26 protein-coding genes and 1 pseudogene are annotated in these 25577 nt (G+C 54.0%); 16 read left to right on the top strand and 11 right to left on the bottom strand.

Annotation, left to right across the window (positions count from 1 at the left end):
- Window positions 1-7 precede the first annotated feature (7 nt).
- The 3 genes from CMQ96_RS03460 to CMQ96_RS03470 are packed head-to-tail and all read right to left on the bottom strand — an operon-like array spanning window position 8 to window position 2603.
- Window positions 8-640, bottom strand: coding sequence for an isochorismatase family protein (locus CMQ96_RS03460; RefSeq protein WP_004135549.1), 633 nt, complete (start codon window positions 638-640; stop codon window positions 8-10).
- Between the two features lie 18 nt (window positions 641-658).
- The gene (locus CMQ96_RS03465; RefSeq protein ID WP_004135551.1) at window positions 659-1444 is read right to left on the bottom strand and encodes a 2,3-dihydro-2,3-dihydroxybenzoate dehydrogenase; all 786 of its coding nucleotides are present in this window, start codon (window positions 1442-1444) and stop codon (window positions 659-661) included.
- Entirely contained in the window at window positions 1434-2603 is a 1170-nt protein-coding gene (locus CMQ96_RS03470; protein ID WP_098065905.1) for a 3-deoxy-7-phosphoheptulonate synthase, read from the bottom strand. Before CMQ96_RS03470 ends, CMQ96_RS03465 begins: the two co-directional genes overlap by 11 nt.
- Before the next feature lie 457 nt (window positions 2604-3060).
- On the opposite strand from CMQ96_RS03470, the gene CMQ96_RS03475 reads away from it, so the two are divergent.
- From CMQ96_RS03475 to CMQ96_RS03505, 7 genes are all read left to right on the top strand, one after another.
- Entirely contained in the window at window positions 3061-4581 is a 1521-nt protein-coding gene (locus CMQ96_RS03475; RefSeq protein ID WP_098065907.1) for an amino acid adenylation domain-containing protein, read from the top strand.
- Window positions 4582-4583: 2 nt separating this feature from the next.
- Window positions 4584-4814 (top strand): acyl carrier protein, encoded by a 231-nt coding sequence (locus tag CMQ96_RS03480; RefSeq protein WP_004135554.1) that lies wholly within the window; start codon window positions 4584-4586, stop codon window positions 4812-4814.
- Window positions 4815-4879: 65 nt separating this feature from the next.
- Window positions 4880-9250, top strand: a complete 4371-nt coding sequence (locus CMQ96_RS03485) for a non-ribosomal peptide synthetase (protein ID WP_098065909.1) — start codon at window positions 4880-4882, stop codon at window positions 9248-9250.
- Between the two features lie 36 nt (window positions 9251-9286).
- Window positions 9287-9679, top strand: coding sequence for a nuclear transport factor 2 family protein (locus CMQ96_RS03490; RefSeq protein WP_024358088.1), 393 nt, complete (start codon window positions 9287-9289; stop codon window positions 9677-9679).
- A gap of 114 nt (window positions 9680-9793) precedes the next feature.
- Window positions 9794-10291, top strand: a complete 498-nt coding sequence (locus CMQ96_RS03495) for a MarR family winged helix-turn-helix transcriptional regulator (RefSeq protein ID WP_024358089.1) — start codon at window positions 9794-9796, stop codon at window positions 10289-10291.
- A gap of 429 nt (window positions 10292-10720) precedes the next feature.
- Complete coding sequence (locus tag CMQ96_RS03500; protein ID WP_049086540.1) at window positions 10721-11341, top strand: LysE family translocator; 621 nt, start codon at window positions 10721-10723, stop codon at window positions 11339-11341.
- A 194-nt stretch (window positions 11342-11535) separates the two neighbouring features.
- The gene (locus tag CMQ96_RS03505) at window positions 11536-12723 is read left to right on the top strand and encodes a YbfB/YjiJ family MFS transporter (RefSeq protein ID WP_098065911.1); all 1188 of its coding nucleotides are present in this window, start codon (window positions 11536-11538) and stop codon (window positions 12721-12723) included.
- On the opposite strand, the gene CMQ96_RS03510 is transcribed toward CMQ96_RS03505, so the two are convergent.
- Complete coding sequence (locus CMQ96_RS03510; protein ID WP_024358092.1) at window positions 12706-13542, bottom strand: LysR substrate-binding domain-containing protein; 837 nt, start codon at window positions 13540-13542, stop codon at window positions 12706-12708. The genes CMQ96_RS03505 and CMQ96_RS03510 overlap by 18 nt on opposite strands.
- A 92-nt stretch (window positions 13543-13634) precedes the next feature.
- Between CMQ96_RS03510 and CMQ96_RS03515 the strand changes: the two genes are divergently transcribed.
- Entirely contained in the window at window positions 13635-14681 is a 1047-nt protein-coding gene (locus tag CMQ96_RS03515) for a nitronate monooxygenase family protein (RefSeq protein ID WP_098065913.1), read from the top strand.
- Between the two features lie 31 nt (window positions 14682-14712).
- Here CMQ96_RS03515 and CMQ96_RS03520 read toward each other — a convergent pair whose 3' ends face one another.
- The 4 genes from CMQ96_RS03520 to CMQ96_RS03535 are packed head-to-tail and all read right to left on the bottom strand — an operon-like array spanning window position 14713 to window position 18021.
- Window positions 14713-15372, bottom strand: coding sequence for a methionine ABC transporter permease (locus CMQ96_RS03520; protein ID WP_162685384.1), 660 nt, complete (start codon window positions 15370-15372; stop codon window positions 14713-14715).
- Window positions 15369-16160 carry a methionine ABC transporter ATP-binding protein gene (locus tag CMQ96_RS03525; protein ID WP_004134108.1) on the bottom strand — a complete coding sequence of 264 codons (792 nt, stop codon included), beginning with the start codon at window positions 16158-16160 and terminating at the stop codon, window positions 15369-15371. Before CMQ96_RS03525 ends, CMQ96_RS03520 begins: the two co-directional genes overlap by 4 nt.
- Window positions 16157-16963, bottom strand: coding sequence for a MetQ/NlpA family ABC transporter substrate-binding protein (locus tag CMQ96_RS03530; protein ID WP_004134110.1), 807 nt, complete (start codon window positions 16961-16963; stop codon window positions 16157-16159). Before CMQ96_RS03530 ends, CMQ96_RS03525 begins: the two co-directional genes overlap by 4 nt.
- Before the next feature lie 29 nt (window positions 16964-16992).
- Window positions 16993-18021 (bottom strand): isopenicillin N synthase family oxygenase, encoded by a 1029-nt coding sequence (locus CMQ96_RS03535; protein WP_024358095.1) that lies wholly within the window; start codon window positions 18019-18021, stop codon window positions 16993-16995.
- 270 nt (window positions 18022-18291) lie between these two features.
- On the opposite strand from CMQ96_RS03535, the gene CMQ96_RS03540 reads away from it, so the two are divergent.
- The gene (locus tag CMQ96_RS03540; RefSeq protein WP_098065915.1) at window positions 18292-18567 is read left to right on the top strand and encodes a VF530 family DNA-binding protein; all 276 of its coding nucleotides are present in this window, start codon (window positions 18292-18294) and stop codon (window positions 18565-18567) included.
- A gap of 41 nt (window positions 18568-18608) precedes the next feature.
- On the opposite strand, the gene CMQ96_RS03545 is transcribed toward CMQ96_RS03540, so the two are convergent.
- Together CMQ96_RS03545 and CMQ96_RS03550 are read right to left on the bottom strand one after the other, a co-directional pair.
- Window positions 18609-18797: a hypothetical protein gene (locus tag CMQ96_RS03545; protein ID WP_004134116.1), complete on the bottom strand. Its 189-nt coding sequence runs from the start codon at window positions 18795-18797 to the stop codon at window positions 18609-18611.
- Window positions 18798-18868: 71 nt separating this feature from the next.
- Window positions 18869-19078, bottom strand: coding sequence for a YdgH/BhsA/McbA-like domain containing protein (locus CMQ96_RS03550; RefSeq protein ID WP_004120044.1), 210 nt, complete (start codon window positions 19076-19078; stop codon window positions 18869-18871).
- A gap of 335 nt (window positions 19079-19413) precedes the next feature.
- Between CMQ96_RS03550 and CMQ96_RS03555 the strand changes: the two genes are divergently transcribed.
- From CMQ96_RS03555 to CMQ96_RS03585, 7 genes and pseudogenes are all read left to right on the top strand, one after another.
- Window positions 19414-20154 (top strand): amino acid ABC transporter ATP-binding protein, encoded by a 741-nt coding sequence (locus CMQ96_RS03555; RefSeq protein WP_024358097.1) that lies wholly within the window; start codon window positions 19414-19416, stop codon window positions 20152-20154.
- An 8-nt stretch (window positions 20155-20162) separates the two neighbouring features.
- Entirely contained in the window at window positions 20163-20861 is a 699-nt protein-coding gene (locus tag CMQ96_RS03560) for an amino acid ABC transporter permease (RefSeq protein WP_024358098.1), read from the top strand.
- Between the two features lie 9 nt (window positions 20862-20870).
- On the top strand, window positions 20871-21623 hold the full coding sequence (locus CMQ96_RS03565) for an amino acid ABC transporter permease (protein WP_024358099.1): 753 nt from the start codon (window positions 20871-20873) through the stop codon (window positions 21621-21623).
- Window positions 21613-22454, top strand: a pseudogene (locus CMQ96_RS03570) (transporter substrate-binding domain-containing protein). The gene CMQ96_RS03565 and the pseudogene CMQ96_RS03570 overlap by 11 nt, the downstream one beginning before the upstream one ends.
- A gap of 4 nt (window positions 22455-22458) precedes the next feature.
- On the top strand, window positions 22459-22989 hold the full coding sequence (locus tag CMQ96_RS03575) for an L-2-amino-thiazoline-4-carboxylic acid hydrolase (RefSeq protein WP_024358100.1): 531 nt from the start codon (window positions 22459-22461) through the stop codon (window positions 22987-22989).
- Window positions 22986-23741, top strand: a complete 756-nt coding sequence (locus CMQ96_RS03580; protein WP_024358101.1) for a VOC family protein — start codon at window positions 22986-22988, stop codon at window positions 23739-23741. The genes CMQ96_RS03575 and CMQ96_RS03580 overlap by 4 nt, the downstream gene beginning before the upstream one ends.
- Before the next feature lie 12 nt (window positions 23742-23753).
- On the top strand, window positions 23754-24542 hold the full coding sequence (locus CMQ96_RS03585; protein WP_098065917.1) for a pyrroline-5-carboxylate reductase: 789 nt from the start codon (window positions 23754-23756) through the stop codon (window positions 24540-24542).
- Here CMQ96_RS03585 and CMQ96_RS03590 read toward each other — a convergent pair.
- Window positions 24539-25495: an AraC family transcriptional regulator gene (locus tag CMQ96_RS03590; RefSeq protein WP_098065919.1), complete on the bottom strand. Its 957-nt coding sequence runs from the start codon at window positions 25493-25495 to the stop codon at window positions 24539-24541. The two genes, CMQ96_RS03585 and CMQ96_RS03590, sit on opposite strands and share 4 nt — an antisense overlap.
- Window positions 25496-25577: the final 82 nt, after the last annotated feature.

A 25577-nucleotide genomic window follows, 5' to 3' on the forward strand; every position in this document is an offset into this window, starting at 1 on the left:
AGGATCTTTAATGTTCCAAAGCGTCGATAGCTTGTCGGGTTGACAGCACGACTGAGCTGGTTTCCGCAGCTATCTCAAGCGCCAGACGATGCTTTTCTTCAGAGAAATCGGCTAGCGCATCGGCAATAAAAAATGTCTCGATATCATTGGAATAGGCCTCTTGCGCTGTGCATAAACAACCGATATGGGCGTAAACGCCGCAGACGATCAGCTGATCGCATTTGAGTTCGTGCAACGTACTCAGAAGGGGGGAGTTAAAGAAGGCGCTGTATCGCCACTTCGTTAATACCCACTCATTTTCCAGAGGCGTCAACGGCGGAACAATCTGTTTATGTTCCTGGCTGCCGTTCATGCCTGAACCCCATAGACTGTGCAGCAAGCCGCGCTGTTGTGGCGTCATGTCGCCGGGTTGGGCAGTATAAAATACGGGTACATGCAGACGTCGGGCGACGCTAAGCAAGCGGTAAATGTTGTCGATAACCTGCGCTATCGGCGGGGCGTCAGCAGTGTAAAAATCGAGAAAATAACGCTGCATATCATGTATGAGTAGCGCCGCTCTTGAACTGTTGGGTCGCCAGTCTGCCATTGATTTGGGTAATTGACGTTCTGTCGGCAACGGATAGGGCTGTATCTTTTCCATGTTATTCTCCTTGTACGCTTAGCAGCTGCCGAGTGCGGCGCCACCGTCGACCAATAACGTTGAAAGCGTGGTTTGCCCTGATTCTTCGCACAGGTAAAAGCAGACCGCGGCAGCAATTTCTTCCGCCGTGGCGACTTTGTTGAGTGGGATACCGATGCGAAATTGTTGTGGATTACCGTTAAGCGTGTTTTGCCTGTCACTTTCGCTATGCCACATGCCGCGCAGCATCGGCGTATCGGTTGAGCCGGGAGCGACAACATTACAACGGATCCCGTACGGAGCGACCTCCAGCCCCAGAGCATAGGTAAATGCCTGGGCAGCGGCTTTTGAGGCGCAGTAGGCGGCCATCGTCGCCCGCGGCACGCGCGCTGCGTTTGAGGCGATCGTTACGATGCTGCCTTTACGCTGAGCCATCATCAGATTGGCTGCATGGCGGCTGGTGTTAAATACGCCAGTCGCGTTGACGGCAAATGTTTTCGTCCAATCTTGCGGCTGTGTTTCGGCCACGCTGGCGTGGCACAGTACGCCGGCGCCGTTGACCAGATAACCCACCGGACCCAGTTGGCGACCGATTGCGGTAAAGGCTTCTGCTACGCTGCGGTCGTCGGCAACGTCCACATTAAAGCCTGCAATGGGCTGCGGATGGTTATTTTGTAGTGTGGCTACAAGGGTTGCCAGCTGAGAGGCGTTATTATCAAGAAGCGCTAGTGAAACCCCTTCTTTCGCCAGCGCGTGGGCAACGGATTCGCCAATGCCACCGCAGGCGCCGGTAATAACGGCAATGTAGTCTTTATCAAAGGTCATTTTGTCTCTCTTTCCAGTGAGTTAATAACATCTGCGTTTGCGTTACGTTCAGGCGCGGGTCGCAGAGAATTTGCTTAAGTTCATGTTCTTCAGGGTGATTATTTTCACAGAAGCATTCGATGACCGGGTTCGGCGTCGCTTCCAGATGGATTCCAGCGGCGCAGGCGTTATGTGTTTTCACCTGCCTCAGGAAACCGGAGATTTCAGCCATCATGTCGCTAAGCTCGCGGCGTTTATTGCCCGCCTGCGTTTTCCCGGTATTCCCATGCATTGGATCGCACATCCATAACACCGGCGTTTCGGTTGCCTGTGCGGCCTGAATCAACGCGCCCAACCGATGAATATGTGAACGGCCAAAACGCGAAATAAAAGTCAGACGTCCAGGAATACGCTGAGGATTGAGTTGTCGGCAAAGTGTCGCGATGAACGACGGCGTTACGGTGGCGTCAATCTTGCAGGCAACAGGGTTGGCGATATTCGCCAGCATGGCGATATGTGGGCTGTCAGGCGCAAGAGTACGAATGCCGATCCAGGGCCAATGAGTGCTGGCTAAATAGGATTCTCCATGGGGATTAGTGCGGATTTGAGTGGTTTCATAGTCCAGCAACAGCGCTTCATGGCTGGTCCAGATGGGATGAACATCGCGAGGATATTCCCGTTCGTAACGTTTAATTTCGGCCAGCGTTTCCGCTGCAGCATGGTAGCTCAGCAGCATCCGTTGCGGATCGTTACGCCTGGCTTCTGGAGTCGCTTCGGGCCTGTTGACGGAATCACCGCGCCACACGGGAAGTACCCTGTCGCCATCGACTTCGTTGTGTTGTGAGCGTGGTTTAGCATATTGACCGGCAATTCTACCGACCGTCAATATCGGCAGTCCCATCAGGGTTGAGAGTTCGCGGGACATTTGCTCCAGGAAGGTCAATTTTTTCCGTACATGTAACGCGCCAGATTCGCAAATTCTTTCAGCGCAGTCGCCAGCCTGAAATATCATTGCTTTCCCTGCATAAACGGCGGCTAATGCTTTATTGAATTCGCTTATTTCTTCAAAACTTAATAACTCTGGAAGAGTGTCTAATTCACTTATGACCAGGGCAAGCATGTCCTTATCGCTCCAGAACGGCTGTTGCCAGTTGGACTTATTGCCAGGAAATGATGTCATTTCTAATCTCTCACTCGAAATTTAACAGGTTTTCCATTTGTTTTTTAACAAAAAAGCGATGAGAAAGTACTATTCCTTGTCTGTTTACCGGACATGAAAGACGATACGTTTTGCACAAAGATTGCACGCCAATGAGTTCCTTATGTCAATCAAAAAAGTTGATTTTTTATTGTTGTTTTTTTAATTATTTGAATTTATTGGTTATTATTTTTGGTTGTTTTTGGATTTTTTCTATATGATTTTTTTTTGGAAATCAAATTGACTGAGGGTCAGGTTCGAAGATAGACTATTGAAAACAACGCTTGGTTATGCTTGTGTTGCTTATATGTTGCTTTCCCTGCTGCGCTTTTTTTGAGGCGTCTCACGGTAAGCTGGCGGCATTTCTTTAGATCTTTAATTTCTTCTTCAAGAGAAGATTTTATGCGTGTGAACGTTCCTAATTCTCCAGGAGAGAGTGATGACGCATTCAGCATATGTCAATCAGCTAAAGGCTGTTCCTGATATATTTGATGAGATTTCGCAACGTTTTTCGGACAGAGTTGCGTTAATTTTCGATCAAAGACAAATAACCTATCGAGAACTTGCTGAGCAATGTTCAGCGCTGGCTGCAGTATTGCAAAATAATTGCCTGATAAAAGGCGATATCGTTGCAATAAAAATAGAACGTAGCCCGGAGTTATATATTTTTATGCTGGCGCTCATGAAAATAGGCGCTGTTATGGTTCCCGTGAACTCGAATAGTCCTGAGCGCTATATTGGTGAGGTTTTAAGTGCGGCGGGAGCCAGATACCTGATTAGCGATGATGTCACAAGCGTGCCCGGCGGGTCATGGCAGGTGTTGTCGAGCAGGACGTTGATACAAAACTGCGCTCAACAAAGAAGCGGGAATTATCCGGTATTAAGCGCTGATGATCCGGCGCTCATCTTGATGACCTCTGGATCAACAGGAAAACCGAAGAGCGTGCTGATCGCTCATCGCGGGATTGCCAGACTGAGTTTGCCGGTACCCGCGTTGGGGAATAGCGAGCGGGACTGCTATTTGCAAATTGCAGATGTTTCTTTCGCCGCCTCAGCGAATGAAATCTGGATGGCTTTATTGACCGGCGCGTGTCTGACGATTGCGCCGCCTGGCTTGCCGGATTTGATGGCCCTGGTACGGCAGATCGAATCGGATAACGTGACGATGCTATTCCTCTCTGGCGGGTTGTTCCGGCTATTTGTCGAGGTTTCGCTCGAAACGCTGCATATACCTGATTGTGTGGTGGTGTCGGGCGATTTTGTCAACCCTCGTCTATTTAGCGTGGCGGCGCAGGCCGGTAAAGCAAAAATATTTAATGGATTAGGATGCACGGAAAATTCAGCGATCTCGTCTCTCTATCATGTTCAGTCGGAGGGGCAATTATCCAGTGATTCTCCTGTGCCGGTTGGTACTGCGCTCCCTTTGGTTGAGATGGTGGTGTTCAATGAACGGTTGCAACCCTGTACCTGCGGTGAATATGGGGAATTGTTGATCGCAGGGGCTGGAGTGGCTCTGGGGTATTCCGATCCGCAACTGACGGCGGAAAGGTTTATCTCCATACCGTATCAAGGCACAGACGTGCTTTTTTATCGTACCGACGATCGGGCAACTTACGACAAGGATAGCAATATCGTCCTGGTCGGAAGAGGCAACCATATTTGTAAAATTCGTGGCTTCCGCGTCAATCTCGCCGGTATTGAGCACCTGTTGCGCTTACATCACGCTGTGGAAGATGTGCTGATTGTGGTAGAGGAGACGCCGGATGAACCACGATTACATGCTTGTTATGTCACGCAGGATGACGCGCTATCCGTAGCGGATTTAAAGAATCACCTCGCTATGCATGCTCCTGCCTGGATGATACCTGAAAAATTTAGCCGTCTGGCGGTACTGCCAATGACCGCTAACGGCAAAAAAGATCGTTTACGGTTAAAAAATATTTTACTGGAGCAGGTGTAAATATGGACAACGTTGAGCAACAGCTACTCTCGATTTGGCAGGAGATTATTCATTCAGAGGCGATTAACCCGCAAGATAATTTATTAGACCAGGGTGGTAACTCATTACATTTCATAAAGTTGGCGTCAATGGTAAGCAAGACATTTCATTTGGCTGTCTCGCCGGCGGACATTTTCACTGCCGGAACTATTGCCGCGCTGGCTCAGACCATTCGGCAACGGCAACAGCTCTAATACCTGGAGTTGGGACTGCCGGCAAACAGGAAGGGTTTTACAGGGAATTTTAAGAGGGGGATAAAATGCCATCATTTAATAGCGGCGAGTCAAATAAGGGCTGTTTGAACAAGGCGTGTGGAGAAAGTGCGGTAACGTATCTGGCAGCGACGCCCGGCCAGCAGGCAATGTGGTGGCTGGATAATACGCTGGATCAGCCCCAATGCTATAACGTGCCGGTGCTGCTGACCGTTAATGCGACACTGGACGCTGAGATTATGCAGCGCGCTGTGGCTGAGCTGACCTTGCGCCATGAAATATTCAGAACGCGTTTTGTTTATCTTGACGGTAAATTACAACAGCGTATCGGCGCTGATGGCTATCTCTCTTTTTCCCATCGACAACCAGAGCAGACGGAAACCCCTGAATCGGTGACTGCACAACTGGCGGCTAGCCGTTTATCATTAGCTGAGGGTCCGTTGAGTATCATTAATATGCTCAGTTCAGACTCGGGTACAACCTGGTTAGCATGCTGTTTCCACCACATCATTATTGATGCCCCCTCAGTACGTATTGTCTTGCATGATTTGCTGCGCATATATTGTGCGCTTGACGAGAAGCGCGCTCTGCCAGCGTTTAACGACACGGGAAGCTATCAGGAATTTACTCGTTGGCAGGCCGCATCCCTTGCGGCGGCGGAGCGCGAAGATATGCGGGATTACTGGCGGCAGGCACTGCATCCGGCTCCGCCACTGTCGGACCTCCCGGTCGATTTTCCCCGTCGTCTTCGGGAAGATACCAAAGCCGCCTATACCATGCTGGCGCTGAACGAACAGGAAGCGGACTCACTGCAGCGGCACGCGAGATCGTTGTCAATGACTCCATTTATGTATATGTCGATGTGCTGGCAATTTTTCCTCAGCCGCATGAGTGGGCAGAACGATATTACCGTTGGCGTACCTTTTACTCTGCGGGATCGCAGCGAGTTTGCCGAAACGCCGGGATATATGATCAATACTCTGCCGGTTCGCGTGCAGGTCAATGAAGATGACACGGTCAGGACGCTGGCTGCAAAGGTGCGTCAATCTTTTATTGGCGCGCATTTCAATAAGCTGCTCCCTTTCAATGAAATTGTCGCACTGTCGCGTGAAAACGCGGGGCAGGACAGTCCACTATTCAGAACGCTGTTGGTTATGCCCGATACCCGGGGCGATATTTTCAACGACTTGCCTTTTAAAGTCATGCTGGATGACTATTTTAGCCAGATGGCAAAATACGATCTGACGCTGTTCTTTGAAGCACAACCGCAGTGGAAGCTGACGCTGGAGTATAAGACGGCGTTGTATCATCCGCAGACCATTGACTACTGGTTGAAAATCTTTCGCCATTTATTGAGCGCGATGGGCGAGGACGGCGAGGTATTACTGTCATCCCTGAGGCTATTGGATGCACCGTTAAGTCGTGAACTGGTTGTTCGATCTAGCCTTAAGCCGTGCGCGGAGGCCTGGCGATTTGACGCTCTGGCGGCTTTCAATCAGCATGCTGTAAACCACTCTGCGGATACTGCGTTAATTACCGCTAATGGCACGCGATCGTATGGTTGGTTAGCGGAACGATCGGGGCAGATTGCCGCTTACCTGCAGCAGCAGTTTAATATCGCTCCTGGCAAACGTGTTGCGTTATTACTGGAAAGGAATGCCGAGGCGATTGCCACTCTGTTTGGCGTATTAAAAACCGGCGCGGCCTACATTCCGGTCGATCCGCAATACCCGCAAGAGCGTATCGGTTACATGTTACAGGACGCCAAGGTGGATTGCATCGCCACGACGCGATCGCTGGTAGCGAGATTTCCAGTGTCTGCCTCCGTACCTCTGTTATTAATCGATGATATTCCCCCGGAGTACCCTGGGGAATGGTCTTATATCAAAAGAATGCCCGACGATGAGCTGTATATCATTTATACATCCGGTTCAACCGGGCAGCCCAAGGGAGTACGGTTATTAAATAAAACGCTCAATAACCTGATTAAGTGGCAACAAGATGTATCTGAGTGCGGTCAGGGAGATTGTACTTTGCATTTTATGTCACTTTCTTTTGATGTATCGGTTCAGGAGATCTTCGGCACGTTAGCCTGCGGTGGGCGCTTATATATCGCCAGTGAAGAAGAGCGGAGAGACCTGGATCATCTGCAAGAGGTTATCCAGGAGCAGGGAATTAATCGGCTCTATTTCCCCTATGTTGCTTTGCAACAGTTCGCGCATTTGAGCGCATTGGCCAACAGGCAATTCCCGAGTTTAAAAGAGGTCTACTCCACTGGGGAACAGCTCGTACTCACTGCGGATATTAAACATTTTTTCAGGCAACCCGTTCGCCTGATTAATCTCTATGGTCCCTCAGAAAGCCACGTCTGTTCCGCATATGTGCTGCCGCCGGAGAGCGATAAATGGGGAGATGCAGCGTCCATTGGTTACCCTCTACCCGGATTCACTCTGCTGGTGGTGGATGCGCATCTGCAGCTGGTTCCCGCCGGCGTCGCCGGTGAACTGCTTATCGTTAGCGATTTTCTCTCTCCCGGCTATCACAATAAAAGTGAAGAAAGCGCTCGACGTTTTATCTCTGCTGAGGGCTTTGCCGCACAAAGTTGCCACGCGTATCGTACCGGTGATCTGGTGAGGCTGGAGCATGACGATCGGTTCAGCTATCTTGGCAGGATAGACAATCAGTTAAAAATACGCGGTTTTAGGATCGAACCGTCTGAAGTCGAGGCGGCCATCAATGCCCTGGAGGGCGTGCAGGTTTCAGCGGTAGTTGGCAGGGCAGATAATTCAGGAAGCAAGCAGCTCATCGCCTTTATTGCTGGCTTATTGGATGATAAAGGCAATCAAAAGGATAAGATCAAACGCGGCCTTCGCCTGGTGCTGCCGGAGTATATGGTTCCCACAGAGTTGGTCTTTGTGGATAAGCTGCCGACCACGCCTAGCGGGAAAATCGATCGTAAGGCATTGCTTAAGGTGGATATTATTATTGAATCATCCACGCAGATGCCGGAGCGGTCTCTGACCAAAACGCAGGAGCAGGTCAAGGCGCTATGGGAAACGCTATTTCCGGGACGTCACATCGCACTGCACGATGATTTTTTCGCCATTGGTGGACATTCTTTGTTGGCCACACAGCTGGTTTTTCTGCTGCGTAAGGCGTTCGATTGCGATATTCCTCTACGTTTGTTATTTAATCATCCGACCTTGTCGGCTATGGCTGAGTCCATCGACGGCTATATTGCCAGTGAAAAGGGGCCCGTCGATGCCGTTGATCGTTCCTTTGTTCAGGACGGATACGAACGCATACATTGGCAGGGGGGAGTGCGTTCAACCCCTGGGCTGACGCTGCTCACCGGGGCGACAGGATTTTTGGGCATCTACCTGCTGCGTTCATTGCTATTGGCCGGGACCCAATCCGTGCTCTGTATGGTAAGAGCCAGGACAGATGAGCACGCGTTGGCTCGTTTGCGTGAAAATGCGATGCGTTACGGAATCGCCGATGAGATTGATTTTTCCCGGGTTGAAGTTTGCCTCGGCGATATTGGTCAGCGTAATTTAGGGTTAAGCTCTGAAGCGTATAGCCGTTTGGCAGAGCGAGTAGACACGGTATTCCATGCGGCCGCACAGATTAATTTTTTGCTCTCTTATTCTTCGGTAAAACAGTCAAATGTGCAGGGTACGCTGAATATTTTAGCTTTCTGCGGTTGTGGCGGACGTAAAACGCTGCACTATTTATCCACTATCGCGGTATTTTCTCCACGCTATCCGCAATCGCCTATCGTGGAACATTGTGTGCCGGGGCATCCGGAAGCACTGTCGATAGGTTACACGCAAAGTAAGTGGGTGGCTGAACGCTATGTTATACAGGCCAGAGAACAGGGACTTGATGCTAACGTATTTCGCATAGGACGTATTGGCGGAGACAGCAGAAGTGGAGCCTGCCAGAGCGATGATTTTTTATGGCGACAGATAAAAAGCTTTATCCAGATGGGATTGGCACCCGATCCGTCTTCACTATCAACGGACCTGCTGCCTGTCGACTTTGTCGCTGAAGCGATAGTTGCATTAGCGCGTTCAGAAGCTACGCGACAGGAAAACTTCCATATTTTCCATCCGCAGAGCACTCGATTTGAGCCGGTGTATCGGGCGATTCGTTCTCTGGGCTATCCGTTGGAAACGACTTCTGACGGCGAGTGGTTGCAACAACTTGAGCTGTGTGTCACCCAGGGGCGCGAGGTTGCGCTGGGACCGGTCATTCATCTCTTTAAAGAGAATTTGTTGGATACTGGCGATAACGCCTACGGTAATCCAGAGACGACTAAGCGTATTACACAACTGGGTTTGCGCTTTCCTGAACTGTCGGAGGAGACGTTCAAACGTATGATTGTTTATTTCCAGCGGCAGAACGAAATTGTCTAACAAGACTTTTATCAATTTCATCAAGAGGATAATAAAATGGTTCCGGCGTTATTTGATAAATATATTTCGGCAGTGATGGAGAAGTCATCGGATAAGCTGGCATCCCTTTTCTCTGTTAACGGGCGTTTGTCGTTGCCTTTTCGTCGCAACAGGGAGGTGATTGTTGGACGTGAGAATATTCGCTTACACTATGCTAATGGCTTTGGCGTTGCGCCCTTACGCTTTACCTCTATAGAGGATGAACGATTTCATTATACGAATAATCCCGATGTCGTCATTGTTGAATATAAACTACATGGGAATACTCTGCCGGATGGAAAACACTTCTCTTTGTTATATGTTAATGTGATTGAAATAAATAATGGTGAGATAATTGAGTTAATAGATTATGAGGATGTTTTGAACAGAGAATATATCTTTCAGGATTAGCAGGACAGTTCTTATGTTGTTAATGGGGGCAAAAGGTATGATGACTTTTCCTTCCTTGAAGGGATGTGGTAAAATAGTAAGCTTAACTTATTGTAAACGGCATCAGGAGAATGTATGGAAATGAATAAAAAAGTGGCTAGTGGTTCTGAACGCGAAATATCATTGAATCGTCAATTTGAAGATGCTTTAGGAAATTTGCAATGCGTACTTGTTGCTCGTCGCTCGTTGATTAATCCTGATGGTATTAACTGGCCACAATACGATACGTTGTATATTTTACGCCAGTTCCAGCCCATGACTCCAAGCGCAATTGGTGAAAAGCTCGGTTTTGCGCGTAGTAAAATGTCCAAGATCCTGCGGATGTTGAAAGATAAGCACTTTGTTGAACAGGAATCGGCAGAAAGCGACAAACGAGAAATGCTGACGCGGATTACGGAAAAAGGTATTGAGTTTCTGCATTCTGCAGAATCCAGCAGGCGCATAATGGCTGAGCAGGTGGCATCGTGCATGTCGCAGGGTGAAATTGCTATTTTCGCTGAGCTTTGTACAAGGGCTGCAAATATATTACATGAGAATATTAAAGGTAAACTCGAAGACACCAGCGAAAATTAATAAGGTTTATGGTGATAAAACGCTAAACTGGTCGCTGGCGTGGAGTTCTCTTTGCCCAATGTCCAACCCAATATATGGCATAAGGATTGTGCTAAAACATTACTATGGGATGATGTTGGACGCCAACTATATATATTAAAAATGGGAAGGTTTTTACCGCAGGACATAAATAAAGTTAGACTAGACTGGTATAGTTAGTGTGTTATTCGCCAAACGTTGCATCATCGTATTGAGATTTTACTTATTTTTGATTAAACGTCATAACAACCTGTGCTGATAAACGCGTCGTCAAATAACTGTACCGGCTTTGGCGTCAGAGACTTGTCGCGAAGAACTTTTATGCAAAGCGCGACGCGCCCGGCGAAGGGTATATCAATGATTGCGTTTTCAACGCGTTTTATCTAGAATCCTCGCTTTCGGAGATAGAAAATGTCCGTCGCAGATTCCCTTCTTGCTTATTCCTTTGCCGCGCTGCTGCTCACGCTGACCCCGGGTCTTGATACCGCGCTCATTTTGCGCACCTCCACCGTTGAAGGCGGAAAAAAGGCCTTTCAGGCGGCATTGGGTATTGATACTGGGTGTTTTATCTGGGGCGCGGTGGTGGCCTTCGGCCTCGGGGCGCTGCTGGCGGCATCGGCCCTGGCGTATGACCTGCTTAAATGGTGTGGGGCCGTCTATTTATGCTGGCTGGGCATTCAGTTAATTCTCAAACCGCGCAGCCACTTTAACAGTCAGGAAATAGCCGCTCCGTCGGCCAGCAACTGGTTTTTAAAAGGGATGCTGGGCAATGTGCTGAATCCGAAAATGGGGATATTTTATGTCTCTTTCCTGCCGCAGTTTATACCGGCGGGCCACTCGCCAACCATCTGGACATTTCTGCTGGTCGCTATTCATGTTGCGATTGGTACGCTCTGGTCGTTAACGCTGATTCTGGCCAGCCGGTACGCCGCCGGTCTTCTGAAAACACCGACCTTCATCCGCTGGATGGATCGCGCAACCGGCGGCGTCTTTATGCTGTTTGCCGCCAAACTGGCGCTCAGCCACCGCTAAAACATGCTGGACATGGACGTCCAGCCCTCACGTCATACTTCGTCGCCCGGCGAAGCGTTTCCCGGCATTCCCCGTAAAGTCATCGGCAGACAGGCCCATACGTCGCTTGCGCGTGGGGTTGACCGATATCATAATAAAAAGAGAATTATATAAATTTATAATTCTATTTTTGAGAATAATCGCGGAGGTAGCGGGTGAACGTTTTTGAACTCAGGCCGGGGTTAAAGGCCTTTCTGCTAGCGCTGGCCGGTTCGGCGGTGCTGATGATTGGCATGGGCTACGGGCGTTTCGCCTATACCGGGATCCTGCCACTGATGCTGAACGAGCAGGTGCTCTCGCTGCGTGAAGGCAACCTTGCCGCTTCGGCCAACTACGCGGGTTACCTGGCCGGCGCGCTGCTGCTGGCGAAAGCCAGGCCCGCGGACGCCAGAGTGTTAAATCTGCTTTCCGTATTGCTCACGCTGCTTTGCCTGGCGTTACTCGGCTGGCTGGTTTCGCCGCTGGCCATTATCGCGGTACGCGGAATAGCCGGACTGTTAAGCGCGGTTACGCTGATTGCCGCCTCCCTGTGGCTGCTGCAGCATATGAAGCACCATAACGGCGCGCCGGTGCTGTATTCCGGCGTCGGCATGGGGATATTTTTGTCGGCGGAATGTATCTCGCAGGGCAAGACCCTGGCGCTCTTCAGCCAGCAAATATGGCTGCTGTGCACAATAAGCGCCGGCGCGCTTTTCATCCTGGCGCTGCGCCTGTTGCTGAGCCCGGCAGACTATCTTATTGCCTATCAATCGCCTGCTGGCGTACAGGACCAGCAGGCGCAAGGCCGCGTGCGTGAAGCGTGGAAGCTGCTGCTGGTTTACGGCCTGGCCGGCTTTGGCTACATCATCACCGCCACCTACCTGCCGCTGTTTCTCAGCGGCTCGCTGAACGCTATCGATCCGGTGCAGATCTGGGCCATTTTCGGTCTTGCCGCTGTGCCCTCGTGCTTTATCTGGCACCGGCTGGTCATCAGGTTTGGCTACCGTCGCGCGTTCACCCTTAATTTGCTGATTCAGGCCGTCGGCGTCATTCTCCCGGCGTGGAGCCACGCATTGCCGTTTTGTCTGCTGAGCGCGCTACTGGTCGGTTTTACCTTTATGGGAACGGTGACTATTGCGCTGCCGCAGGGAAGGCGGCTGAACCATCTGGTCTCATTCAATATGATTGCCGCCATGACCGCGACCTATGGCGTCGGGCAGATTGTCGGCCCGCTGGTTGCCGGCGCGCTGTATGAGCGCAGCGGGTCGTTTAATCCTTCGCTCAGCGCGGCGGCAGGGGCGCTGGTGGTGGCCGCCGCGCTGGTTGCCGCCGGAGGGCGGCGAGCGTCAAAGGTCGGAGGCTGATGTAAGAAGCTGGCGCATTTTATCGAGGGCGGGGGACGCGTAGCCTTTACGCCAGATAAGCTGCGTGACCGCCTGACCGACCGGGCGCACCCGGCTGGCTTCAGGCAGCGTCAGCGTATCGAGCACGCTCTGCGGCAGTATGCCGGCGTAGCCGCCGGAGGCGATACAGGCGAGCATCGCGTGATAGGAGCCGACGTCCTGGATCTCGCTCTCCGCCGCCTCGGATTGCGCCAGATACGCTTCACCCATCGCCCGGTAGGTACAGCCCTCCGCGAAGGCGGCAAAGCGAAAGCGTTGGCGATCCGCGGGAAGCACCAGTACCAGCTGTTCTTGAAAGAGCGGCAGATATTCCAGGTCTTCGGCGGGGGAAGCGCCCTGCGGCAGGCATACCAGCGCGCAATCGAGCGCGGCGTCCAGCACCTGCAGGGTCAACTGGCGGCTGGGTTGGGTTTTGAGCGTCAGTATCACCTCCGGGCACTGGGCATGAAACCGGGTAAGCAGCGGCGGCAGGCGGCTGGCGGCGGTGGCGTCCATCGCCCCCATGCGTAAATTACCGCCCGGGGTGGCGGGGTGCAGAGCCTGCCGGGCCTCCTCGGCAAGGCTGAGGATTTTCAGCGCATAGGCCAAAAAACGTTCCCCGGCGGGCGACAGCGGCATCTTCTTGTTACCGCGGGCAAACAGCTCAACGCCCAGCTCTTCTTCCAGCTGGTGAATGCGGGTCGTAATGTTGGACTGCGCCCGCCCCAGCAGCTTTGCCGCGCGGGTGACGCTCTGTTCTTCAGCCACCGTTTTGAAAATCTGTAATGTGGTGTGGTTCATACTTTTATTCTTAATTTGAAAATAATGTTGATCTTATCATCTCTAAAAGAGATTTTAATTGCCTCAACGCACAAATTTTGTCAGGGCACACCATGAGCAACCGGCTTACGCAGCAGCTTGATATTGATTATCCCATTATTCAGGCGCCGATGGCCGGCGTGTCGACGCCGGAGCTGGCGGCCGCGGTTAGCGACGCCGGCGCGCTCGGCTCGCTGGGGCTGGGATCCTCCACGGTAGAGCAGGCCGAGGCGCTTATCAACCACACCCGGCGCTTAACCACCCGTCCGTTTAACGTCAACGTTTTTTGCCACGCCCCGGCAATAAGGGACCCGCAGCGTGAAGCGCAGTGGCTGGCGCGACTGCGCCCTGAGTTTGCGCGCTTTGGCGGCCTGCCACCGGAGACGCTGGCGGAAATCTACCTGAGTTTTCAGCAGCAGCCGCGGATGGCCGAGCTTTTGCTCGATCTTACTCCGGCGGTGGTCAGCTTCCATTTTGGTGTTCCGGAGCGAGGGGTCGTTGACCAGCTGCGTGAAAAAGGCATCGTTACCCTGGCGAGCGTCACCAGCGTGGAGGAGGCGCTGCTGGCCGTAGAGCAGGGCATCGATATGGTGGTGGCGCAGGGCTATGAGGCCGGCGGTCATCGCGGCATCTTCGATCCCCAGGCGCCCGATGGGCAGATGAGTACCTTTACCCTGATTCAGGCGCTTAAGCGGCGCATTGATATTCCGCTTATCGCCGCAGGTGGCATCATGGACGGCGCGGGAGTGAACAGCGTAATGCATCTCGGCGCCGAAGGCGCGCAGCTGGGAACGGCTTTTCTGCTGTGCCCGGAATCGGCAGCGGACGCCGGCTACCGCGAGGCGATTAAAGGCGCGACTGACGGACACACCGTGTTAACGTCGGCGATTTCCGGGCGCCCGGCAAGATGTTTGGTTAACGGCTGGCGCGCAATAAACGATCGCCACCTCGTACCGGATTATCCCGTGGCCTATGACGTCGGGAAAGCGCTGGCATCGGCGGCGAAAGCGCAGGGGGACCGCCAGTACGGCGCGCACTGGGCCGGGCAGGGCGTCAGCCTGATTCGCGAGCTGCCGGCGGCGGAGCTGATTCGGACCCTGGTAAACGAATGCGGGTTTTAAGCGCGGATGGCGCGCTGCCATCCGCTTAGCGTTAACGCCGGTGGGCGAGGCCGCGTACCAGACGGTCGCCGGCCATCTGCACGCCCTGCACCAGCGCGACCAGAATGAGCACCGTGCCGACCATCACCTCGTTATTAAAGCGCTGATAGCCGTAGCGAATGGCCAAATCGCCCAGCCCGCCGCCGCCAATCACGCCCGCCATCGAAGAGAAGCCGATCAGCATGACGATGGTCAGCGTGATGCCTGCCAGTAGGGTCGGCAGCGCTTCCGGCAGCAGCGATTTAAAGATAACGTGCCAGATGTTGCCGCCCATCGATAAAATCGCCTCGATACGCCCGTAATCCACTTCATCCAGCGCATTCTCCGTCAGCCGCGCAAAGAACGGAAAGGCGCCAATGGTGACCGGAACCACCGCGGCGGTACTGCCGAGGGTGGTGCCGATAATCAGCCGGGTAAAAGGGATCAGGGCGATCAGCAGGACGATAAACGGCAGCGAACGACCAAAGTTGATAATCGCGCCCAGCACGGCGTTGAGTTTCGGCATCGGCGCCAGGCCATTGCGGCGCGAAACAAACAGCAGCACGCCGGTCGGCAGCCCGAGCAGCACGGTAAACAGCGCCGCCAGGCCGACCATATAAACGGTATCTACCGTGCCCTGAAGCAGCAGCGGCCAGAGATCTTCCCAACTCATGCTACTCCGCATAATGGCCTCCCGTGAAAACCGTGGCGGGCGAGGAAATCCCGCTCCGCCTGAGGATCGTGCAGCAGCGACTGCCGTAGCCGCGACCATGGCGCCACCAGCAAATCGGCGATTCTGCCGCTTTCAATAATCTCCCCGTGCTCCAGCAGCGCCGCGTGGTCGCAGAGGGTTTTCACCACGTCCAGTTCGTGGGTGATCAGCACGATGGTGAGGTTCAGCTGTTGATTGATATCCGCCAGCAGGCTGAGCACCGAGGCCGTGGTCTCGGGGTCGAGGGCGCTGGTGGCCTCATCGCACAGCAGCACGTCCGGCCTCGCGGCCAGCGCGCGGGCGATCCCGACACGCTGTTTTTGCCCGCCGGAAAGCTGTGACGGAAAGGCGGCGGCTTTGTCCGCCAGCCCGACCAGTTCCAGCAGCTCCGCCACCCGCGCCTGCCGCGCCGCTTTCGGCACTTTGGCTATCTCCAGCGGCACCGCGATGTTGTCGGCGACGCTGCGGGCGTGCAGTAAATTAAAGTGCTGGAAGATCATCCCGGTGCGCAGCCGGTACTCGCGCAGCGCGGTTTTATCCATCCGGGTAATATCGTTCCCGTTCACAATAATGCGGCCCGACGTGGGCCGCTCCAGCAAATTCAGGCAGCGTATCAGCGTACTTTTGCCTGCGCCGCTGCGCCCAAGGATGCCGTAAACGGCTCCTTTCGGCACCTGCAGAGAGACATCGTTTAGCGCCGGTCGGCCTGTTCCGGCATAGGTTTTACTCAGCCCGGCAATCTCAATCATGACTGAGGGGCAACCGGGATCACCGAGCCGTTATACTGCTTACGAATAAATTCGGCGACCTGCGGCGAAGTGAGGTCTTTGGCCAGCGCCTTGATGCGCGGATCGTTTGCCAGCGCCGGCGTTGTCACCAGGATATTGGCGTACGGGTTGTTGGTCGCGCTCTCCAGACCCAGCGCATCTTTGGCTGGCACCAGCCCGGCTTCCAGCGCGTAATTGCCATTAATCACCGCCAGGTCGACGTCATCCAGCGACCGCGGGATTTGCGGTGATTCAATCTCAAGGATTTTCAGGTGCTTCGGGTTTTCCACAATATCTTTCGGCGTCGCCAGGGTGGTCGCCGGGTCGGTGAATTTGGCCGCCAGCTTAATCAGCCCCTGATTTTGCAGCAGAAACAGCGCGCGGCTCAGGTTGGTGGTGTTATTCGGTACCGCCACGGTGGCGTTCTCGGGCAGCGATTTAAAATCTTTATGCTTGCGCGAATAGATCCCCAGCGGCTCAATATGCACGGTCGCCGCGACGGCGAAGGTTTTACCCAGCGCTTTCTCCTGATCTTTCAGATAGGGCACGTGCTGGAAATAGTTGGCATCGACGTCGCCGTTGGCCAGCAGTTCGTTGGCGTTAACGCCGCTGGTGAGTTCGACAATTTTCAGGTCGAGGCTGGGATCGATCTTTTTAATGTAGTTAAGGATTTCGGCGTGCGGCACCGGGTCCGCGGCGACGCGCAGCGCGGCGGCCTGGGCGGAAGTCCATGCCAGAGAGAGAGACAGTGCAACCCCTGCCAGTTTAAATGCGGCATATTTCATCATCTTATTCCTTGTGTTTGTTGTTATGTTTAAACGATCAATTGCTCGGCGCGTTCGCGAAAAACATCCTGGTAGTAGCGTTCGGCGACATCAGGATGCGAACGCAGACGCCCTTTCAGGTAATTCCAGCCCACTTCGCGTAGCAGCGGGTTTTGCGGGTCGCTATCCGGTCCGAGGGCTTCGCGGGCCAGCTCGTCAGGTAGCGTGTAGACGGGGACCACGGCATCCAGCTGGGCGCCGAGGAAAAAGGCTATCGACAGCCGCTGCTGGTCGGCGGGCGGCGAAACGACCCGGTGCACCGTTGCGCGCAGATAGCCATTGGTCGCCAGCTCCAGCAGTTCGCCGATATTCACCACAAAGCTGCCCGCCAGCGGGGTGGCGTCAATCCAGCGGTCGGGGGAGACTTCGACCTGCAATCCTTTCTGCTCATCCTGCAACAAGAAGCTGAGGAAACCGGAGTCCTTATGCGCGCCAACGCCCTGGGCGCTCTGGGTTTCCTGCTGGCCGGGATAGCGGATTAGCTTGATATGTTCGTTGGGTTTTTCGCCGTACAGGCCATCAAAGGCATCCAACGGCAGGCGCAGCGCTTCGGCGAAGGCGCGCAGCAGGGTGATCCCAACCTGGGTCATTTCCCGTTGCCAGGTTAACAGCGTTGGTCTGAGCGAGGGCAACGCCTCTGGCCAGAGATTCGGCCCCTGCAGGCGCTGCCAGCGCGGAGCGCGTTCGTCAAGCCTGAGCGCCGGACGTTCGGCGCCGATATCGAACTGCTCGCGCCAGTCGGGCTGACCGCGGGTTAATTCCGACGCGGCGCGGTTGTAGCCGCGAAAATGTGGGGAGTGAATCATCGCCACGCTCTGCTTTTGAGCGTCGGGAAGGGCAAAAAAGGCGCGGGATTGCTCCTGTACGGCCTGCTGCAGCGACTCATCAACGCCGTGGTTGATCAGATAAAAGAAGCCGATATCGCGGGCGGCGTGGCGCAGGTCGGCGAGAAACGCCGCTTTTTCAGCGGGATCCGCGTAGCGGGCCAGATCCAGTATCGGTAAAGTTGTCGCGTTCATTGTGTTCTCCGAAGGCGGTATTCAGATGTTTTCGTTGGTACAGGTCCAGGGTTCGGGGACAACAACAGCGCATGATCGATTCCTCAGTCGGGTGGTTGAAGCCAGCTTGCCTTAAGCGAAAATATTCAACCAATAACGTTCTTTTCTAATTTATGACCGGGGAGGGTTCTGTGCTTTTGCGAATTTTGGATAAGGGAGAGGCGGGGCGGTTGCGATTGGCGTCGGGAGCCAGTATGGTGAGCAAAATTTTTAATTCAGGTAAAAGACGCAATGCAGCACCCAAACGATCCTCTGCACGGCATCACGCTGGAGGCGCTATTAAACGCGCTGGTCACGCAATATGGCTGGGCCGAACTGGCGAAACGCATCAACATTAACTGCTTTAAAAGCGATCCGAGCATTAAATCGAGTCTGAAGTTTTTACGCCGCACGCCGTGGGCGCGTAAAGAGGTGGAAGCGCTGTATATTGATTCGCTGTCCGGTGCCGAGACGGCAAAAGAGGACGCGCCGGCGGATAATCCGTGGGCTCACTGGCAGAAAAAGTAAGGCGCGCAGCGGATAATTCCGCGCGCGCCTTGCGCTGTGTGTTACTGAAGATTGCCTGCGGTCAGGCTCTCTTTATCAAAGGCATGGCTGACATCTATATGATTCTGATGCACAGACGTATCGATATTTGAACCTGCCTCCGGGCGCGCAAAGCTATTCTCTGCGGCCATCGCGCCGGACGAGAGTGTAGCAGCCAGAAGCAGTGCGGTGACTACGCCGATATTTTTCATGTTGTGTTCCTTATTTCATCGCGTTGTCGCTGTCGCCTGTTTCTTGCGGCGGCCCGGCAATGTTGTCGATTTTATTTAGTCAGCTCAGCGGTCATATGTACGCGGTTATTGAACTGTGCGCTGGTGATTTTGTAGGACGCGCCTTGTTCTGCGGCCTGAGCGGCAATTTTGGCTTCTGCGCGGTCCAGAGTGGACGCGCTGGCGCTGATGCTCTGGGCAAAAGAGCCGAAAGAGATCAGGGAGAGAGCGGCAACTGCAACGAAAGTTTTGATGGATTTCATGGTCGTATTCCTTAAGTGTTTTATCAGTGTTGGAGCGTTGTTGCCCCGATGTGATAAATGATAGGCCAACATGGTGATAATGAAAATCGAAACAATTTGCTCTCATCATTCAGTAAATTTGAATGATAAATGACGGTTTCCGCCATCCTGTTTTGCTAAGAAGATCTGATTACAATCCCGCCTCATTGTCATAACAAATATATAAAAAGTTATTTTTTAACTTTCGATAGACTATTTTCTTGTTTGCTATCGTCTGAACCCCGGCAATATAGTTTTTACACAGCAATCAATGCCGATAAGCAGCGGTTTTTTAAATCCTTCACGACTATCTCATTATGATGACTCTCAATAAGATCAGTAAAAGTTTCTCCGGGGAAAGCGTACTAAAAGAGGTATCGCTTAGCGTTAATTCCGGTGAGATTATTTGCATTATTGGCCCCAGCGGCTCAGGAAAAACCACGTTGTTGCGCACGCTTAATTTCTTAGAGCCCGCCGATAGCGGGAAAATAAAAATAGATGATGTGGCGCTGGATTGCGCAACGGCGGGGAAAAAAGAAATTGAAAAACTACGCGGTAAAACCGCCATGGTTTTTCAGTCGTGGAATCTGTTTCACAATCTTACCGCAGTGCAAAATATTACCGAAGGATTGATTTACGCTAAAAAACGTCCGCGTCAGGAGGCGCTCAATATTGCTGAGCGGCTTTTAAAGCAGGTGGGTTTGCTGCATAAAAAAGACCACTATCCCCACAGTCTTTCCGGTGGCCAAAAGCAGCGTATCGGGATTGCGCGCGCGCTGGCGATGAGCCCCGCCGTGCTGCTGCTGGATGAGCCGACCTCCGCGCTGGATCCTGAAAAAGTGGGTGAGGTGCTTGAGCTTATTCAGACCATTGCCGCCGCGGGCCAGACGATGATCATCGTCACCCACGAAATGGCGTTCGCCCGCCAGGTCGCTTCCCGGGTGATATTTATGGAAAACGGCGAGATTGTCGAACAGGGTCCGGCGGAACAGATATTTGGCGCAGCCCAGCAGGGCCGCACCCGGGCTTTCCTTGCGCAACTGCACTATCACGCCTGAGGCTGAAGATGAACAATAACCCGCTGTTTAGCTGGCAGGATATTGCCGGGATACTGCCGAAGCTGCTGGAAAACCTGCCCGTGACCCTCGGGATAGCGCTGGCGTCGCTGCTCCTTGGTTTGACGATCGCGCTGCCGATCGTGGTGCTGCAATTTAGCCGCATTAAGCCGCTCAGAGCGGCGGCAAACGGGTATACCGACATTCTGCGCGGCGCGCCCCTGGCGCTGCTGATCCTGCTGTTTTTCTTCGGCGGCAAATTAATCCTCACCGCGCTGTCGCTGCCGCCGCTGCTGATTAGCGATACCACCTTTGCGATTTTGTCTATTTCGGTCAGCATTAGCCCTTATTTTGCTGAAATGATGCGTTCAGCATGGGGCGCGGTGGATAGCGGCCAGAAAGAGGCCATTACCAGCCTGAATATCCCCTGGCATACCGGGCTGCTGCGGATCATATTCCCTCAGGGATTCATTATTGCCGTCCCGGTGTTTGGTAATCTTTTAATTAACCTGGTGAAAATGACCTCACTGGTCAATATTATTGGCATTGTTGATGTTTTTGGTCGCGCGCAAAAGATTTCGCAAAATAGCTATGGAGCTAAACAGGTGGCGGCCTTTATCAGCGTTATTATCGTCTACTGGGTACTGAATAGTTTTATTCTCTATTTGACTACTCGTATTGAAAAGAAATATCAGTTCCTGCTGGAGTGATAGATAAACATGTTTAGCCTGACGTTCATTCGGGATAATTTTACTTTTATATTAAGCGCGTTGCCGGTCACGCTGGCGATAACATTATTATCATTGCTGTTTTCCACGCTGCTGGGCGCGGCGCTGGCGTGGGCGATTATTCGTCAGATTCCGGGCGTTCAGGTTGCGGCGAAGGTATTCCTCTCCTTTGGCCGTTCGGTCCCGGTACTGGTGATGCTGTATTTCTTCTTTTACGTCTGGCCGTGGGTGGCCGTCGGGCTGTTTGGCGGCCCGCAGGACACTATGTTCGGCTATAAACTCTCGCCGCTGGCGGCGGCGGTCACTGCGCTATCGTTGATTTTCAGCGCTTATTTCGCTGAAACCTTTCGCGCCGGGTGGAACGCGGTTGATAAGGGGCAGCGGGAGGCAGCATGGTCAATTGGGCTAAGCGGATTCACGCAGTTCCGACGCATTATTTTGCCGCAGGCGGCGGTATCCGCGTTGCCGAATTTTACCAGCGTGCTGATCGATCTGATTAAAGACACCTCGCTGGTTTACACCATCACCGTTGTTGATCTGATGGCGAAAGCCAATATCGCCGCCGCGCGCGGGTTTCATTTTGTCGAAGCCTATTGCGTGGTGCTGGTGATTTATATCCTGCTGTGCCTGGCGATTGCCAGAGCATTGCGCAGTGCAGAAACGTTTCTGAGCGCCCGCTGGCAAGGAAACGGACAAAAAAGTGGTCCACGGTTATCATTTTGGGGAAAGTATTTTGAAAAATAAAATATTACTGGTGAGTTCGCTCGCGTTGGCAATGGGAATTACCGGCGCGCAGGCGGTTGAGAAAAGCGCTAATGCCAAAACGGTTGAGGTGGTCGTCAATGCTAACGGTTTTCCCTTTAGCTTTGTTGACGATAACAACAATATTACCGGTTACGATGGCGACCTGTTAAAGGTGCTGGACCAGCGGTTAACCGACTATACGTTTCATTTTAATGCGGTCTCGCGCGACGCGATGATCGTCGGCCTATCGACCGGCGCCTATACCCTCGCGGCGGATCACTTTTATCTCACCAAAGAGCGGGCGGAAAAATACGACCACTCAGACGAGCCGACCGGGATCAGCGATTTGCGTCTGATTGTGCGTAACGATGAGAACGATATTCATAACCTTGGCGATCTTGCCAGCGGTAAGAAAAAACTGGTGCCGATCCACACCTCCGACGCCCGGTATACGGTGATTGAAAACTACAATAAAAAACATCCGGGCCAACAAATTAACCTCCAGCCCAACGGCGAACAGTCCGCCGCCGATATTTTCAAAGCCGTGGCCTCCGGAGAATACGATGCGGCGATTTATCCCATTGGCGCGCTGCTGGCGCTAAATAAGGCGCTAAATCTAAATCTGAAAGCTTCGGATTCCGTGGCCTGTTTCCTAACGTCTATTTGTATAAAAAGAATACCGACCCGCAGCTGATCAAAGCGATTGACGCGCAGCTGGTTGCCCTGAAAAAGGACGGCACGCTCGCTGAGCTCTCGCGAAAATGGTACGCCGAAGATGTGTATGCCCTGCCGGGCGCCAGCGACGTGAAAGTGAATACCGACTGGGAATAAGCGCATGACGCCAATAAGTTCCGAAACGGCGCATAACGCCGCCACCTTAAACGATGAGGTGACCCTGGCGCTGCGCGCCATTACTGAAAAACGCGCGGCAACCATCGGTTATTTGTTGGACGAAAGCCGCCAGCGCCAGATCGCCGATGATTTTGCCCGCGAGGCAATACGTCATTATGGCCGCGATCTCGGGTATAAGATCCGCGCGCAAATGGAGGATGAACGGGATTTGCAGGCGTTTGCCGGGCTGTTTACCCGCGGTCTGGAATCTCAGGTTTATGAGATGGAACCCGTCAGCATCGGCCGGGCCGAGTTTATCGTGCTGTTTCACTACTGTCCTTATGTCAACTGCTGGCGGCAGCAGGGGCGAGGCGCCAGCGACATTGCGACGTTGTGCGATATCTGCATGGAAGGCGATCATGCATTAACCGACGCGTTTCCGGGGCTGCATTTAGAGGTGCAGACCGCGCTGGCCCGCGGCGATGCCGCCTGTCGGCTGCGTTTTTATCAGGCAGAGGAGCGGGAGGGAGAATGACAACCTTAACGTGGGACCACGCGGTCCAGTTTGTTAATCAGCCTGAAGCGGCGATAGAGGCGCTGAGCGGGCAAAAGCTCAACGCGGTGGCCGGTGGGCGCCATCCGGGCTGGGGGACCCGGAATGCGCTGAGCTATTTCGGCCTGACCTATATCGAATTTCTGGCGATTGCCGATGGCGCAGAGCTGCTCTGCGCCGCAGAGACGTTTTTACTCTCCCGGGATGCCTCACGGCTGCTGCCGGAAAATGAAGCGCTGTATCGGGTGGCGCTGCGTAGCGACGATATTGCGCGCACGCATGCGGAGCTACATCAACAGGGCCTGCGGGTTTCGCCGATCGTCAACGGCCAGCGCAACGATCCGCAGGGCAACGTTATCAGCTGGCGGATCTTCACCATTGACGGCGACTTTGATGGCCTGGTCTATCCGTTCGTTCTGCAATGGGGCGAAGAGGATGACGCCCGGTTGATCCGCCTGCAGGCCCAGGGTCTCGCTGCGCCGCATCCGCTGGGGGAGATAGAGCTGCAGCGCGCGGTTTTTGCGGTTCACAATCCCCGGGCGGTACGCGACCGCTGGCAGCGGCTGTTTGGTTTTACTCCGCAAGGCGAACTCGGGCTGGAGGTGGGCGGCCGTGAGTTTATCTTCCGCCACGGTGCGGCGAACCAGTTGACTGAACTGGTGTTTCGCGTTGCCGACCCGGCGCTTAAAGGCCGGCGCTTTCGCGTTGGCAACGGCGAATATCTCTTTGAATAAGGAGCAGGAACGATGGCAAAGATCCATTTTATCGGCGCCGGACAGATGGCGGAGGCGATTATTCGCGCGTCATTAAGCAACGGCGCACTGCGGGCGGACGCGATCTCGCTGGAGGATATCGACAGCGCGCGAGCCGAGCATCTGTACGCCCATTATCGGTTGTCGGGCGACGGCGGCGTAAACGAGGCCTCTTTGCTGGTGCTGGGGATCCGTCCGCAGGACGATCTGGCGGGGGTGGCGAACCGCGTGCGCGCGCAGCTTAACGGTTTGACGACGGTGGTTTCTCTGATCGCGGGAGTGACCCTGGAAAAGCTGGCCTCCTTGTTTGGCGAGGCCACGCCGATTGCCAGAGCGATCCCCAATACCCTGACCGATACCGGATTTGGCTATAGCGGCGTGACCTTAAACGCTCACGCCAGCGCGGCGGAAATCGAACCGTTTCTGCGCGGCTTTGGCAAGGTACTGTATCTGCCTGAACGGCTGATCGACATCTTTACCGGCTTTGCTGTCGCGGGCCCCAACTATATCTACTATTTTATCGAGTCCTTTACCGACGCCGGCGTGCTGGCGGGGCTATCGCGACCCCAGGCAACGGAGGTGGTGCTGGAAAATCTGCTCGGCGCGATCGAGATGCTGCGCCAAAGCCAGAAGCATCCGCGCCAGCTGTTGGATATCAATAATTCCCCGGCGGGAGTCGGGATCCACGGTCTGTACGAGCTGAATAACAGCGATTTTGCCGCCGGGCTTCAGCGTAGCGTACTGGCGGCGGTCAGGCGAACCCGTGAACTGGGACAGCGCTAAGCCTCTTGCTCCCGCGCCGGCTCGCGCAGCGCGCCCGGTGCTTTTCCGATAATGCGTTTAAAGGCGCGGCTGAAGGCAGCATGGGAACTGTAGCCCAGCCGGAAGGCCACTTTTTCCAGCGCCTGACCCTCATGGGAAATGTACTGCACCGCGAGGCGCATACGTAGCTCGGTCAGATAGCGGGCGGGCGTGGTGCCGGTGGCGGAGAGGAAACGTTCAGCAAATACCGAACGCGAGATCCCCGCCTCGCGGGCCAGATCCTCGACTTTCCAGTTAATGCCGGGCTGCTGATGCATCACGTAAATGGCCTTGGCCAGCTTAGGGTCGCGCAGCACCTGCACCCAGCCGGTGGCGTTGCCGCAGCCAGACTCCACCCAGCCGCGGACAATCAGCGCGGCGACCACATCGGCCAGCCGCGCCAGTATACCGGCGTAGCCCGCCTGCCGAGTGAGGCTTTCGCGTTCCATCGCCGCCAGCATCGGCGGGATCTCCGGGCGGCTGGTCAGCAGGCTGCTGACCATCATCACTTCGGGCATCGCTTTGACCAGCGGCTGCATGCCGCCCAGCTCAAAGTCCATACAGGCGCTAAAGATAATGGCGCTGTCGTTTTTCGCGTCGTCGCACGCGTTTTTGACGCAGCTTACCGAGTCGCAGACCGGTTCGCTGGGCAGCCTGGACACATTCACCACCGCCGCCTGGTCGTCGGAGAGCAGCACGTGGCCATCGCCGTTGGGAATAAACAGCGCATCGCCGCTCTGCAGCATCAGGCGCTTGCCGCTGACCATGCGCAGCAGTACCGGCCCCCGGCTGATAAAGTGGAACTGCGCTTTACCGGGCACGAAGCCGAACTCGACGCCGAACGGGCGGGAAGTTTCGATGCGCCGGTAGTTGACGCCGGACAGGCGCATGCCGCGCAAGAGTTCGCTGGTGAGATCGAGGGCGTGCTGAGTCATCACATCATTCCCGGACGAATTATCAATAATCAAGGAGTATGCATCATAGATCGTCCGAACAGAAGCGCTTAACCTTAACGAA

Source organism: Klebsiella sp. MBT K-1, from assembly GCF_002556465.1.
GTDB lineage: Bacteria > Pseudomonadota > Gammaproteobacteria > Enterobacterales > Enterobacteriaceae > Klebsiella > Klebsiella grimontii.

What these genes read in the sequence shown, in the direction of transcription:
- CMQ96_RS03460 (WP_004135549.1), bottom strand. Translation starts at nt 640, where the DNA reads ATGGAAAAGATACAGCCCTATCCGTTGCCGACAGAACGTCAATTACCC.
- CMQ96_RS03465 (WP_004135551.1), bottom strand. Translation starts at nt 1,444, where the DNA reads ATGACCTTTGATAAAGACTACATTGCCGTTATTACCGGCGCCTGCGGT.
- CMQ96_RS03470 (WP_098065905.1), bottom strand. Translation starts at nt 2,603, where the DNA reads ATGACATCATTTCCTGGCAATAAGTCCAACTGGCAACAGCCGTTCTGG.
- CMQ96_RS03475 (WP_098065907.1), top strand. Translation starts at nt 3,061, where the DNA reads ATGACGCATTCAGCATATGTCAATCAGCTAAAGGCTGTTCCTGATATA.
- CMQ96_RS03480 (WP_004135554.1), top strand. Translation starts at nt 4,584, where the DNA reads ATGGACAACGTTGAGCAACAGCTACTCTCGATTTGGCAGGAGATTATT.
- CMQ96_RS03485 (WP_098065909.1), top strand. Translation starts at nt 4,880, where the DNA reads ATGCCATCATTTAATAGCGGCGAGTCAAATAAGGGCTGTTTGAACAAG.
- CMQ96_RS03490 (WP_024358088.1), top strand. Translation starts at nt 9,287, where the DNA reads ATGGTTCCGGCGTTATTTGATAAATATATTTCGGCAGTGATGGAGAAG.
- CMQ96_RS03495 (WP_024358089.1), top strand. Translation starts at nt 9,794, where the DNA reads ATGGAAATGAATAAAAAAGTGGCTAGTGGTTCTGAACGCGAAATATCA.
- CMQ96_RS03500 (WP_049086540.1), top strand. Translation starts at nt 10,721, where the DNA reads ATGTCCGTCGCAGATTCCCTTCTTGCTTATTCCTTTGCCGCGCTGCTG.
- CMQ96_RS03510 (WP_024358092.1), bottom strand. Translation starts at nt 13,542, where the DNA reads ATGAACCACACCACATTACAGATTTTCAAAACGGTGGCTGAAGAACAG.
- CMQ96_RS03515 (WP_098065913.1), top strand. Translation starts at nt 13,635, where the DNA reads ATGAGCAACCGGCTTACGCAGCAGCTTGATATTGATTATCCCATTATT.
- CMQ96_RS03520 (WP_162685384.1), bottom strand. Translation starts at nt 15,372, where the DNA reads ATGAGTTGGGAAGATCTCTGGCCGCTGCTGCTTCAGGGCACGGTAGAT.
- CMQ96_RS03525 (WP_004134108.1), bottom strand. Translation starts at nt 16,160, where the DNA reads ATGATTGAGATTGCCGGGCTGAGTAAAACCTATGCCGGAACAGGCCGA.
- CMQ96_RS03530 (WP_004134110.1), bottom strand. Translation starts at nt 16,963, where the DNA reads ATGAAATATGCCGCATTTAAACTGGCAGGGGTTGCACTGTCTCTCTCT.
- CMQ96_RS03535 (WP_024358095.1), bottom strand. Translation starts at nt 18,021, where the DNA reads ATGAACGCGACAACTTTACCGATACTGGATCTGGCCCGCTACGCGGAT.
- CMQ96_RS03540 (WP_098065915.1), top strand. Translation starts at nt 18,292, where the DNA reads ATGCAGCACCCAAACGATCCTCTGCACGGCATCACGCTGGAGGCGCTA.
- CMQ96_RS03545 (WP_004134116.1), bottom strand. Translation starts at nt 18,797, where the DNA reads ATGAAAAATATCGGCGTAGTCACCGCACTGCTTCTGGCTGCTACACTC.
- CMQ96_RS03550 (WP_004120044.1), bottom strand. Translation starts at nt 19,078, where the DNA reads ATGAAATCCATCAAAACTTTCGTTGCAGTTGCCGCTCTCTCCCTGATC.
- CMQ96_RS03555 (WP_024358097.1), top strand. Translation starts at nt 19,414, where the DNA reads ATGATGACTCTCAATAAGATCAGTAAAAGTTTCTCCGGGGAAAGCGTA.
- CMQ96_RS03560 (WP_024358098.1), top strand. Translation starts at nt 20,163, where the DNA reads ATGAACAATAACCCGCTGTTTAGCTGGCAGGATATTGCCGGGATACTG.
- CMQ96_RS03565 (WP_024358099.1), top strand. Translation starts at nt 20,871, where the DNA reads ATGTTTAGCCTGACGTTCATTCGGGATAATTTTACTTTTATATTAAGC.
- CMQ96_RS03575 (WP_024358100.1), top strand. Translation starts at nt 22,459, where the DNA reads ATGACGCCAATAAGTTCCGAAACGGCGCATAACGCCGCCACCTTAAAC.
- CMQ96_RS03580 (WP_024358101.1), top strand. Translation starts at nt 22,986, where the DNA reads ATGACAACCTTAACGTGGGACCACGCGGTCCAGTTTGTTAATCAGCCT.
- CMQ96_RS03585 (WP_098065917.1), top strand. Translation starts at nt 23,754, where the DNA reads ATGGCAAAGATCCATTTTATCGGCGCCGGACAGATGGCGGAGGCGATT.
- CMQ96_RS03590 (WP_098065919.1), bottom strand. Translation starts at nt 25,495, where the DNA reads ATGACTCAGCACGCCCTCGATCTCACCAGCGAACTCTTGCGCGGCATG.